General features: G+C 69.9%; 8 protein-coding genes. 7 read left to right on the forward strand and 1 reads right to left on the reverse strand.

Translation table 11 applies throughout. From position 1 onward, the window contains the following. Positions 1 to 104 precede the first annotated feature (104 nt). From ABJF88_00075 to ABJF88_00105, 7 genes are all read left to right on the forward strand, one after another. On the forward strand, positions 105 to 5,711 hold the full coding sequence (locus tag ABJF88_00075; protein MEP0545306.1) for a PAS domain S-box protein: 5,607 nt from the start codon (positions 105 to 107) through the stop codon (positions 5,709 to 5,711). 33 nt (positions 5,712 to 5,744) lie between these two features. Continuing rightward, positions 5,745 to 7,046: an ATP-binding protein gene (locus tag ABJF88_00080; GenBank protein ID MEP0545307.1), complete on the forward strand. Its 1,302-nt coding sequence runs from the start codon at positions 5,745 to 5,747 to the stop codon at positions 7,044 to 7,046. After that, positions 7,039 to 7,482: a response regulator gene (locus tag ABJF88_00085; GenBank protein ID MEP0545308.1), complete on the forward strand. Its 444-nt coding sequence runs from the start codon at positions 7,039 to 7,041 to the stop codon at positions 7,480 to 7,482. The genes ABJF88_00080 and ABJF88_00085 overlap by 8 nt, the downstream gene beginning before the upstream one ends. Before the next feature lie 235 nt (positions 7,483 to 7,717). Beyond that, positions 7,718 to 9,148, forward strand: a complete 1,431-nt coding sequence (locus tag ABJF88_00090; protein ID MEP0545309.1) for a response regulator — start codon at positions 7,718 to 7,720, stop codon at positions 9,146 to 9,148. Then, a complete protein-coding gene (locus ABJF88_00095) occupies positions 9,145 to 9,828 on the forward strand; it encodes a TIGR04282 family arsenosugar biosynthesis glycosyltransferase (GenBank protein ID MEP0545310.1) in 684 nt (227 codons plus the stop codon). The genes ABJF88_00090 and ABJF88_00095 overlap by 4 nt, the downstream gene beginning before the upstream one ends. Before the next feature lie 62 nt (positions 9,829 to 9,890). Continuing rightward, complete coding sequence (fbp, locus tag ABJF88_00100; GenBank protein ID MEP0545311.1) at positions 9,891 to 10,946, forward strand: class 1 fructose-bisphosphatase; 1,056 nt, start codon at positions 9,891 to 9,893, stop codon at positions 10,944 to 10,946. A gap of 137 nt (positions 10,947 to 11,083) precedes the next feature. After that, a complete protein-coding gene (locus ABJF88_00105) occupies positions 11,084 to 12,064 on the forward strand; it encodes a hypothetical protein (protein ID MEP0545312.1) in 981 nt (326 codons plus the stop codon). Positions 12,065 to 12,077: 13 nt separating this feature from the next. Here ABJF88_00105 and ABJF88_00110 read toward each other — a convergent pair whose 3' ends face one another. Next, entirely contained in the window at positions 12,078 to 12,731 is a 654-nt protein-coding gene (locus ABJF88_00110; GenBank protein ID MEP0545313.1) for a hypothetical protein, read from the reverse strand. Positions 12,732 to 12,817: the final 86 nt, after the last annotated feature.

A 12,817-nucleotide genomic window follows, 5' to 3' on the forward strand; every position in this document is an offset into this window, starting at 1 on the left:
AGGATCTGACCGGTCGTTGCGCCGTTTCAGCCCTGCCCGTTCGATTCCGGCGCGGCAGGACCGTTTCTTCCGTCAGCCGCCCGCGCCCTCACTTCCCCTTCAGCATGGCCGATTCAACGCCTCCGAGCACGAGCGACGCATTGCCCAACGGCGCCGCCCTCCCCGACGATCTCGCGCTCTTCCTCGACTTCCTCGACCAGTTCTCGGTCGGCGTCAGCATCTACCACCTCGACGACCCGGACGACCCCGGCTCGCTCCGGCTCGTCCACGCGAACGACGCCGCCTCGCGCGCCGTCGGTTTCGACGTGAAGGCGGAGATCGGGAAGACGTTCAACGAGGCGCTGCCGCAGGCCCTCGAGACCGACATCCCGGCGACGTACGCCGAGGTCGCGCTTACTGGCGAGCGGCGGGACCTCGGCGAGGTGGAGTACGGCGACGAGCGAGTGCAGCGGGGTACGTTCCGCGTCGAGGCCGTCCCCCTCCCGGGCCGCCACGTCGGCGTGATCTTCGAAGAGGTTACGCAGCGGAAAGCGACGGAGGATCGGCTGCGCCTGCTCACGGCGGCGACCGAGAACGCCCGCGACTCCATCCTCATCACCGGGCCCGAAATCGACGAGCCGGGTCCGGTGATCGTCTACGCGAACTCGGCCTTCACGCGGCTCACGGGCTACGAACTCCACGAGGTCGTCGGCAAGACGCCGCGCCTCCTTCAGGGGCCGGACACCGACCGTACGGTGATCGACCGGCTCCGCGCCCGGCTCGAAGCGGGCGAGACGTTCTCCGGCGAGACCATCAACTACCGGAAAGACGGGACGCCGTTCGTGATGTCGTGGGACATCGCCCCGATCCACGGGGGAAGCGGCGAGATCACGCACTGGGTCGCCACGCAGCGCGACGTGACCGAGCGGCGGCAGGCCGAAGAGCGGCTGCGGCAGAGCGAGGCCGAGTTGCGCAGCATCGCCGAGGCCACGTTCGAGGGCGTCGTGCTGAGCGAGGGCGGCCGGATCGTGCTCGTGAACGAGACGTTCGCCGAGATGATGGGCTACGCGCCCGACGAGCTCGTGGGGATGAACCCGGCCGAGGAGGGATACATCACGGTCGCGGCCGAGTCCCACGCCGAGGTCCAGGCCCGCATCGAGGCCGGGTTCGAAGGGGCCTACGAGGCCGTGCTCCGGCGGAAGGACGGCTCGACGTTCCCCGCCGAGATCCGCGCGCGGATGATCCGCTTCGGCGGCCGGGACGTGCGGGCGACCGCGGTGCGCGACGTCACCGAGCGCGTCGCGACGCTGGAGGCGACGCGGCGGCAGGCCCTCCGCTTCCGCGGCATCTTCGACTCCGCCTTCCAACACATCTTCCTCCTCCGCCCCGACGGCACGCTCGTCGAGGCCAACCGCACGGCGCTCGACTTCGCCGGCGTCGCGGCCGAGGAGGTCGTCGGCGAGCCGATCTGGGAGGCGCGGTGGTGGGGGCTCAACCCGCGCACGCGCGAGCGCCTCGCCGAGGCCGTGGAGCGTGCCGCCGAAGGCGACCTCGTTCGCTACGTCGTCGACGTCAGCGGGCAGGGCGACCGCGTCGCCGCGCTCGATCTCTCGGTGAAGCCCGTCGCCGACGAGCACGGCCGCGTCGAGCTCCTCATCGCCGAGGGCCGCGATATCACCGAAGACGTGCGGACCGAGCAGGAGCTCCGCCGGCTGCAGGAGACTCAGCGCCGCCTCGCCCTCGAGGAGGCCCGCTACCGCCTCGCCGCCCGCGCCACGAACGACGCCATCTGGGACTGGGACCTCACGACCGACGAGGTGAAGTGGAACCCCGCCGTCGCCGACCTCTTCGGGTGGACCGACGCCGTCGACGGGACCGACGCGGCGTGGTGGAAGGAGCACATCCACCCCGAGGACCGCGAGCGCGTCGTCGTCGCCATCCACGACGTCATCGAAGGTGGTGGGGAGACGTGGCGCTCGGAGTACCGCTTCCGCCGCGCTGACGGGACGTACGCCGACGTGTACGACCGGGGCTACATGGAGCGCGACGACGAGGGAGAGCCCCGCCGGATGGTCGGCGCGATGCAGGACGTGACGGAGCGGAAGCAGGCCGAGGTCGCCGTGCGCACGGCGCTCCGCCACGCCGAGGAGGCCGAGCAGCGCAAGACGGAGATCCTCGAATCCATCGGCGACGCCTTCTTCTCGCTGGACACGGACTGGCACTTCACGTATGTCAACGAGCAGGCGGGGCCGCTCCTCCAGCGCGACCCCGACGACCTCGTCGGGAAGAACGTGTGGGAGGCGTTCCCCGAAGCGCTCGACTCCGCGTTCGGTCAGCACTACCAGCGCGCTGTCGAAACCGGCGAGGTCGTCGCCTTTGATGCGTATTACCCACCGCTGGAGCGGCACTTCGCGGTCCGGGCCTATCCGTACCCCGGCGGTCTCTCCGTCTACTTCAGCGATGTCACCGCGCAGAAAGAGGCCGAGCAGGCGCTCCGCGAGGTCGAGGAACGCTTCCGCCTCGCCACCGACGCCGCACAGATCGGGACGTGGGATTACAACCCCATTTCGGGCGCCCTCGAATGGGATGCCCGGTGCAAGGCCATCTTCGGCATCGCGCCCGGCGTGCAGGCCGACTACGACGTCTTCCTCGAGCGGCTCCACCCCGACGACCACGCCGCCACGAACGCCGCCGTTGAGGGCGCGCTCGACCCCGCCGGCTCGGGGATGTACGACGCGGTCTACCGTGTCTTTCAATCCGACGGCGACGTGCGTTGGATCCACGCCACGGGCAAGGGCTTCTTCGAGGGCGAGGGCGACGAGCGCCACGCCGTCCGCCTCATCGGCACCGTTCGCGACATCACCGAGGAGCGCGAGGCCGCCGAGGCCGTCCGCCGCAGCGAGGCCCAGCTCCTCTCGCTCGTCGACAACCTACCCGAGCTGGCGTGGAGCGCGCGCCCCGACGGCCACATCGAGTTCTACAACCACCGGTGGTACGAGTACACCGGGACCACGCCCGAGCAGATGGAGGGGTGGGGCTGGAAGGCCGTCCACCACCCCGACCACCTCGACGACGTAGTCGCCCGTTGGCAGCACTCGATCGACGCGGGCGAGGCGTTCGAGATGGAGTTCCCCCTCCGCGCGGCCGACGGGTCGTTCCGGTGGTTCCTCACCCGCATCCGCCCGCTCCGCGACGACGACGGCGAGATCACCCGGTGGGTCGGCACGAACACTGACATCGACGAGCACCGCCGCCTCCTCGCCGAGCGCGACGAGGCCCTCGCCCGCGCCGAGACCAGCGAGGCCCGCTACCGCTTCCTCGGCGAGACCCTCCGCCAGCAAGTCTGGACGGCCGAGCCCGACGGCCAGCTCGACTACGTGAACAGCTACGTCGTCGAGTTCTTCGGTCGGTCGGCGGAGGAGGTCATCGGCGCGGGGTGGCAAGCCGTCGTTCACCCCGAGGACCTCCCGCTCGTCGCCGAGCGCTGGGCGCACTCCGTCAGCACCGGCGAGCCCTACGAGGTCGAGTTCCGCCTCCGCCGGCACGACGGTGCGTACCGCTGGCACCTCGCCCGGGCGAACGCCCACGTCGATGACGGTGAGGTGGTGAAGTGGTTCGGCGCGAACACCGACATCCAAGAGAAGAAGGAGGCCGAGGAGGTCCTCACCGAGACGAACCGCGTGCTCGAACGGCGCGTGGCTGAGCGGACGCAGGCGCTCGAGGGGTTCTCCGAAGACCTCAAGGCGCTCCACCGCATCACCTCGGCCGAGCACGACCGGACCGAGGACTTCTTCCACGACTACCTCCGCGCCGGGTGCGACATCTTCGAGATGCCCATCGGCATCCTCAGCGAGACGCCGCTCCTCGCGACGGGCGAGCGGGTGTACCGCGTCCACGCCGCCGAGTCGGCCGTAGCGGGGATCGAGGCGGGGATGGAGATCCCGCTCCGCGACGCGTTCTGCGACGCCGTCGTAGGGACCGAGCAGACGATGAGCTACGGCGACACGGCCGAGGTCGAAGCGCTGGCCTGTCACTCCGCTTACACGGAGCGCGGGCTCCGCTCGTTCATCGGCACGCCGGTGTGGGTCGACGGCGAGCTGTTCGGGACGCTGAACTTCATCTCGCCGGAGCCGCGGCCGAGCGGGTTTGCGCCGCACGAGCACGAACTCGTCGAGGTCATCGCCGAGCTCGTCGGCCGCCTCCTCAGCCAGCAGCGGGCCGAGCGGGCCCGCGCCGAGACCGACGCCCGCTACCGCTCCGTCGTCCGCACGATCGACGAGGGGCTGATCCTCGTCGACGCCGAGGGGCGCGTCCTGATGAGCAACCCGGCGGCGACGCAGTTCCTCGGGCTCGAAGAGGGGACGCACGACTCCTTGACCGGGAGCGGGCGTTATACGATTGTCCGGCCTGACGGCAGCCCGTTTCCCGAAGCGGAACTGCCCGAGCGCGAAGTGCTGCACACCGGCCAGGCCGTCAGCGGCGTCATCCAGGGCATCGTCAGCCCCCGTGGCGGGACGCGGTGGTACTCCGTCAACGCCCGCGCCGCCGAGCACGACGACGAGGGCGCCGTCCGCACCGTCGTCGTGTCGTTCACGGATGTGACCGAGCAGCGGCAGGCCGAGACGGAGCTGCGCGAGAGCGAGGCCCAACTCCAGAACGCCCAGCAGATCGCCCACATCGGCAGCTGGAAGTGGCACGTCGCCGACGACGAGATCCAGTGGTCGGACGAGCTCTTCCGCATCTTCGGCCTCGTCCCCGACGCCTTCGATCCGTCGTTCGAGAGCTACCTCAACTACATCCACCCCGAAGACCGGGACACAATCCGCGAGGGGGTGGCGGGTGCGCTGGAGCGGGGCGGGGGCTTCGAGGTGAACCACCGCATCGTCCAGCCCGACGGGACGGTCCGCTACGTCCTCGGGCTCGGCGAGGCCGTACTCGACGACCGCGGCGAGATCGTCGCGCTCCAGGGCACGGCGCAGGACGTGACGCAGCAGCACGAGGCCGAGCGCGCGATGCAGCGCTACGCCGACGACCTCGAGGAGCGGAACGCCGAGCTCGAGCAGTTCGCCTACGTCGCCAGCCACGACTTGCAGGAGCCGCTGCGGATGGTGTCGAGCTTCCTCCAGCTCCTCCAGCGCCGCTACGCCGACCAGCTCGACGAGACCGCCGACGAGTACATCGCCTACGCCGTCGATGGGGCGAAGCGGATGCAGGTGCTGATCCAGGACCTGCTCGCGTACTCCCGCGTCGGCACGCGGGGCAAGGCGTTCCGGCCCGTCGACATGAACCGCACGGTCGAGACGATTCTCACCGACCTCGGCCCGGCGCTCGACGACGTCGACGCCGACGTGCGGGTCGAGCCGCTCCCGACCGTATCGGCCGACGAGACGCAGATGCGGCAGCTCCTCCAGAACCTCGTCGCGAACGCGGTGAAGTTCCGCGGCGAGGCCACGCCCGAGGTCCGCGTCTCCGCTGCGCGGATCCGCGAGGACGACCGCCCGCTGTGGCGCTTCGCCGTGGCCGACAACGGCATCGGCATTGAGGCGCACCACGCCGACCGCGTGTTCCAGATCTTCCAGCGGCTCCACACCCGCGACGAGTACGAGGGGACGGGGATCGGGCTGGCGATGTGCAAGAAGATCGTCGAGCGGCACGGCGGCCGGATCTGGTTCGAGTCCGAGCCCGGCGCGGGCACCACCTTCTACTTCACGATCCCCGACCAGCGCACGTAGCGCCCGCTCTGCTCACCCCGCGATCCCACCGCCGTGACCGCTACCCTGCCCATAAACCTCCTCCTCGTCGCCGCCGACGTGTTCGGCTGGCTCGCCGACAGCTCGCTGATGCCCCACGGCTACTGCCTCCGCTGGGACCCCGCGCTCGTCAGCCTCCACGTCGGCGCCGACACGGCGATCGCGCTCTCGTACTACTCGATCCCGGCCGGGCTCTTCTACTTCGTGAAGAAGCGCGACGACATCGCCTACTCGTGGATCTTCGTGCTATTCGGCATCTTCATCCTCGCGTGCGGGACGACGCACCTCATGGAGATCTGGACGCTGTGGCAGGCGAAGTACGGGCTCGAAGCCGTCGTCAAAGTGGTGACGGCCGTGGCGTCGGTCGTGACGGCGGTGATGCTGTGGCGGCTGCTCCCGGCGGCGATCGCGCTGCCGTCGCCCGAGCAGCTCCGCGTGGCGAATGCGCAGCTCGAAGACGCGAACGCGCAGCTCGAAGCGGCCGTCGCCAAGCTCGAAGAGGCGAACGCGCGGCTCGAGCGCGAGGTGGTCGAGCGACGCCGCGCCGAGGCCGCGTTGGAAACGACGACGGTCAAACTCCAGCGTAGCAACGCCGAGCTCGAGCACTTCGCCTCCGTCGCCAGCCACGACCTCCAGGAGCCGCTGCGGATGGTGTCGAGCTTCCTCCAGCTCCTCCAGCGCCGCTATGCCGACCAGCTCGACGAGACCGCCGACGAGTACATCGAGTACGCCGTCGATGGGGCGAAGCGGATGCAGGTGCTGATCCAGAACCTGCTCGCCTATTCCCGCCTCGGGACGCGTGCCGAGCCGTTCGAATCGGTCGACACCGAAGCCGTCGTGCGCGACGTTGCCGACGACCTTTCCGTCGCGATCGAGGAACACGGCGCCTCGCTCACGGTGGACGACCTGCCCACCGTTCAAGCTGACCCGACCCAACTCCGGCAGGTGTTCCAGAACCTCATCGCGAACGCGCTGAAGTTCCGCGGCGAGACGGCCCCTGCGGTCCGCGTCTCGGCCGTGCACACCGAGCACGTCCTCGCCGACGACGCCTCGGCGGAGGGCTGGCGCTTCGCTGTGGCCGACAACGGCATCGGCATCCCCGCCGAGCACGCCGAGCGGATCTTTCGCATCTTCCAGCGGCTCCACACCCGCGACGAGTACGAGGGGACGGGGATCGGGCTGGCGATGTGCAAGAAGATCGTCGAGCGCCACGGCGGCCGGATCTGGTTCGAGTCCGAGCCCGGCGCGGGCACCACCTTTTATTTCACGCTTCCACTCCGTCCTGCACCCATTCAACCCGACCATGCTGATGGTTAACGCAACTCCCCGGCCCATCGAGATCCTCCTCGTCGAAGACAGTCCCGGCGACGTGACGCTCACGATCGAGGCGCTCCGCGACGCGAAGGTCGCCAACAACCTCCACATCGCGCGCGACGGCGAGGAGGCGCTCCGCTTCCTCCGCCAGGAAGGCGAGTTCGCCGACCGCCCACGCCCGGACCTCATCCTGCTCGACCTCAACATGCCGCGCAAGGACGGCCGCGAGGTCCTCGCCGACATGAAGGCCGACGACGAGCTCAAGCGGATCCCCGTCGTCGTGCTGACGACATCGCAGAGCGAGGACGACGTGGCGGCGGCCTACAACCTCTCCGCGAACTGCTACGTCGCCAAGCCCGTCGACCTCGACCAATTCCTCGGCGTCGTCCGCGCCATCGACGACTTCTGGCTCTCCCTCGTCAAGCTCCCTTCTGAGTAACTGAAACGTAAAACGTGAAGCGTAAGGGTATGCTTGAGTCCTCCCCCTGGACAGGGGGAGTCCCGGAGGGGAGGGGGTAGACCTGGCGTGGCACCGGCCCTCGTTCGACCACCCCTGGCCCCTCCTGTCCAGGAGGGGGACTGCTCCTTCGACTTCGCAGACGCATCCCTAGGGCGTTCCGTCTCGACGCTTCGTGCCCGGCACCCTCCCGTTTTACGCATCACGCACCCGCCCCATGCCCACGCGCATCCTGCTCGTCGAGGATAACCCCGGCGACGCCATCATCTTCCGAGAGAAGCTCAACGCGAGCGACCTCGACTACGAACTCACGCACACAAAACGGCTGAGCGAAGGGCTGGAGACCCTCGGCTCGGCCACGTACGACATCCTCCTCGTCGACCTCTCGCTCCCGGACGCGCAGGGGCTCGAGGCCGTGACGAAGGTGCGTGAGGCAGCGCCCGACCGCCCGCTCATCGTGCTCACCGGGCTCGACGACGCCCGCGCCGCCGCCGAAGCGAAGAAGCTCGGCGCCGTCGACTACCTCGTGAAGTGGTACGTCGATAGCGTCTCGCTCGCGCGCTACATCCGGTACGCGATTGCGCAGTACCAGATGTACGAGACGGGCGCCTCCGACGAGGCCGGCTTCCGGCCGACCTCGGCGGAGATCACGCCCCGTCCGGGCCGGTCGGGCATGAGCGGGACCGTCGTGGAGGGGAAGATCGTCGAGCGGCCCGCGCCGGTGACCGAGCGCGCCGAGCCGGAGGCGGGCACCGCCGTCGCCGAACCCGGGACGCAGACGGACGATGCCCTCCGCGACGCGCTCACCGCTGTCGATACCGCCGTGCTGATCGTGACGGAGGGGCGTGAGATCGTGTTCGCCAGCGACGCCGCGCGGGCGTGGGTCCGCGAGGACACGTACCCGTGGCCGGTGGAGGAGGGACGACGGCGCATCCCGCGGAAGGGACGGCCGCTGGAGCAGCGGGCCAGCCGGACGACGTGGGAGGGCCGCGCGGCGCTCCTCGTCACGCTCGCCCTCGCGCCGGACGAGACGCCGAAGCCCGCCCCGGAACCGGCCCCACAGACCGCGACGCAAGCGGCGCCGTCGCCCGCCGAGGCCACGTTGCGGAGGTCTACGGAAGCGGCGCTCGCGTTCGTGGAGCGGGCCGAGCAGCGCAGCGCGTGGATGGCCGACGTGCTCCGCTCCGCCCTCGACCTCCACCGCACGACGCACGGTGACGTGACCGCACAGCCGACGGATCTCGACGCGCTCGAACTGGCGCAACAGGTCGTCCGCGAGCATCGCTCGCTCGCGATGAGCCTCGGTCTCCCGCTCCGCGTCACCTCGCCGCGGAAGAAGGTGATGGCCTACGGCGACCGCAATCTCGTCAACGCCCTCCTGAATCGCCTCATCGTAGACGCCGTGCAGAGCGCGGGGCCCGAAGGCGTCGAGGTCCGTGCCGACGTGGACCGGAGCGTCTCCACGCTCGAAGTCGAGTGGGCCGAGAGCAGCCGGGCGGCGGACCCCGCCGTGGAAGCGTGCGCCGGGCTCGGCCGCGACCTCGTGGAGCGGATGGTCGAGGCGGTGGGCGGCGAGAGCGAGCACGAGCGGCGGGCGGGCGGGCACCACCTCGTCACCGTCCGGCTCCCCGGCCGGGCCGAGGCATGATCGGGGGAGAGCCCGCGCTCATCGTCTTCGCGAAGGTGCCGGAGCCGGGCACCGTCAAAACCCGCCTGACCTCGCTCCTCACAGAAGCAGAGGCAGCGCGGCTCTACGACGCCTTCCTCCGTGACGCGCTCGACGCCTACCGCGGCCTCGGCGTCGCCGTCCGACTCTACCTCGGTCCATCGATCCATGCGGCGCCGGAAGGGCTCGTCCCCGGCGGCGTCTCGCTGCACGCGCAGCGCGGCGACGGGCTCGGCGAGCGGATGCTCAACGCCTTCGTCGAGACCTTCGTGGCGGGGCACGACCGCGCCGTCGTCATCGGGACCGACCACCCGACGCTCCCGCTCGCGTTCGTCGCGCAGGCGTTCGAAGAACTCGCGTCGCCCTTCGCCACCGTCATCGGGCCGAGCGACGACGGGGGGTACTACCTGCTGGGGATGAACGAGGTCTACCCACAGCTATTTGAGGGGATGGACTACAGTCACCCCGACGTGTTCGCCGATACCCTGCAACGTGCCCACACGACGCCCGCCGCGATCAGCATCCTCCCGACGTGGTACGACGTGGACACGCCCGCCGCGCTCGAACGGCTCGCCGCCGACCTCGACCGCGAGCCCGGCGGGGCGAGCAAAACCCGTGAAGTCATGGCGGAGCTTCGTGAGAAGTACGAGCGCCTAGCGTAGCTTGTGGCGCAATCATATGACTGGATAGGCCGTGTTAGGCTATCCCCCAGAATCCGAGGATCATGGAAACGGTGTCCGTCCCCCAGAGCCAGTCCCTCGCCACGAACGGCGGCGAGCTCAAAACGCTGGAGCAGTTCATCATCGAGCGGCAGGGGGACGTGCCCGGCTCGACGGGCCAGTTCTCGCGCCTCCTGCGCGACCTCTCGCTCGCCGCAAAGATCGTCGACCGCGACGTGCGGAAGGCGGGCCTCGTCGACATCTTCGGCGAGGCGGGCGGCGAGAACGCCACCGGCGACACGCAGAAGAAGCTCGACATGCTCGCGCACGAGGAGTTCGTCCGCGCGCTCCGGCGCGGCGGCGAGTGCTGCCTCATCGGGAGCGAGGAGCATGCCGAGGCGATTCCGCTCAAGACGAACGGCCACTCCGGCCGCTACATCGTGCTGATGGACCCGCTCGACGGCTCCTCGAACGTCGACGTCAACGTCTCGATCGGGACGATCTTCTCGATCTACCGCGTGCCCGACGGGTGCGAGCCCGCCGCCGAGCACGCGCTTCAGCCCGGACGAGACCAGGTTGCCGCGGGCTACGTCGTCTACGGCTCGTCGACGATGCTCGTTTACACGACCGGCAACGGCGTCAACGGCTTCACGCTCGACCCCTCGATTGGCGAGTTTCTCCTCTCGCACCCCAACATCACCACGCCGCCGACGGGCCGGATCTACTCCATCAACGAGGGGAACTACCGCTCGTGGGAGGACGGCACGAAGGAGTACATCAAGTGGGTCCAGATGGAGGACGAGGCGACGAACCGGCCGCTGACGTCGCGTTACATCGGCTCGTTCGTGGCGGACTTCCACCGCAACCTCCTCAAGGGCGGCATCTACATCTACCCGGCGAACGTGCGCGACCCGCGCGGCAAGCTCCGCCTGATGTACGAGGCGAACCCGATGGCCTTCATCGTCGAGCAGGCCGGTGGCCGGGCCTCCACGGGCAGCCGGCCCATCCTCGACGTGACGCCGACGATGCTCCACCAGCGGACGCCGGTCTACATCGGCTCCCCCGACATGGTGGAGATGGCCGAGGACTTCGTCGCCGGACGCCGCACGCACAACGACTGACGGAGAGACGGCCAAGTGTAGAATCGTGGGGGCGGCGGAGGCGCTGCCCCCACGACGTTTCGTTCGGCCACGGCGGTCCGTGCGGTACCTTCCGTACAGCTATCCTCGTTGCACTCCCTCCCTCGCTACCTACCCCCGTGCGCCCGCTGCTCCTGCTCGCCCTGTTCTCCGTGCTCGCCGCGCCTCCGCTTCGGGGGCAATCTGGAACGGACTCGACCGTGAAGGCCACGGTGCCGTCGCCCGCCGTCCGGCTCCCGTTCATGCGCCGCCCTGGCGACCGCGCTACCGTCCGCATCGTGAAGAGCCGTGCGGAACGCGACGGCGGCGTCCTCGTCGACAGCGTGAGCGGAACGTGGCTCGTCGACACCCGCGTGCTCGCCGCCCGCCCGCGCGGCTATACGATGGCGTGGACGTACCAAGCACCGGGGCGCGACGACGAACGGCGCTTCGACCTCGCCACGAACACGCTCGAAGGCGTCCCCATCGTGTTCCGAACCGATGCCACCGGGCAGCCTTACGAGATCGCGAACGGCGATAGCCTCCGCGCCGCCATCAACGCGGCGCTGCGCGAGATGGCGCCGGGGCTCGGGCGGGAGGCGCGCGCCGCACTCGACAACGTCCGCGCCACGGCCGCCACCGACGCCGGGCTCGAAGCGCTCCTGCTCGCCGACGTCGAGCGGTTTCACCTCGCCTCGGGCGGGCGTTATCCGGCCGGCCGCGCCGTGACGTACCGCTCCGCGCTGCCCAACCCCTTCGGCAGTGCGCCGATCCCCGCCGTCTCCAGCTTCCGCCTCGAACCCCTCGCTGCGCGGGACTCGGTAGCGACGGTGCGGTGGCGACAGACGCCGGACACCGAGGCCCTCGCCCGCATCCTCATCGACCTCCTCAACGAGGTCACGCCGGGCCGCCCGCCGCTCACCACGGCCGAAGTCGTCCGCCGCTTCGGCGTCGAAGAAGAGGCGACGTACCGGGTCGGGACGAAGCGGGGCCAGATCTCTAGTGTGCGCTACAGGAAAGCCGTCCGCTTCGGCGACCGGGTGCGGACGGAGCGCGTGGCGATGGAGACGCAGGCTGCGCCGAAGCCGGCGCTGCCCTCACCCCCGCCCGAGCGGCCGTAGTAGCCGACGGGCTTCAGAGCGCGATGCTGACGCCCGCTACGGCCGAGAACCCGTTGTCGAGGTCGGGGCCGGGGCGGTCGCTGCTGAAGTTCGGCTCGGGCGTGGCGAAGCGGTAGCGCGCCTGCACGAACGGGTTCAGCGACCCGCGGCCGAACCGGAGCCCGGCCGTGAGGCTCGGCCCCAGCGCCCACGCCGTGACGTGGTCGTTGCCGACCACGGCGGCGCCGTCCGAGGCGTCGAAGTCGGCCGCGTAGCGGGCGTACGAGAGCCCGAGCCCGAGCGACGGGACGACCCGCGCGCCGGAGAGGGGGAACGAGCCGACGACCTCGGCGCTCGCCCGCAGCACGAACTGGCTGAAGTCGAGGGACTCGCCGCCCTCGAACTGCCGGGACTCGCCGGGGAGGAACGTCGCTTCGAAGGAAGGCTGGACCGCGAGGTCGAAGGGGAAGCGGCGTTCGAGAATCGGGAACGCCGCTCCGACCCCCACGAGGACGCCACCCCGCGTGTCGAGGGCGGTCGTCGGGTCGGCGAGGAACGACGCGCCGTTGTCGTAGCCCGCGTCGAAGGCGTAGCCGGCGTAGGGCAGGATGCGGACCTGGGCTTGCGCTGGAGGGGAGAGGAGGCAGCCTACGAGTAGGGCGAGAGAGAGCGTCGAGAGCGTGCGCATGGGCAGCAGACCAGGGAGGTGAGCGACGGGATCGGTCTCAAGAAACGACGGACCGGGCGGGCGGAGAGAAAATAAAACGCCCCGGT

Source organism: Rhodothermales bacterium, from assembly GCA_039944855.1.
Taxonomy (GTDB): Bacteria; Bacteroidota; Rhodothermia; order Rhodothermales; family JANQRZ01; genus JBBSMX01.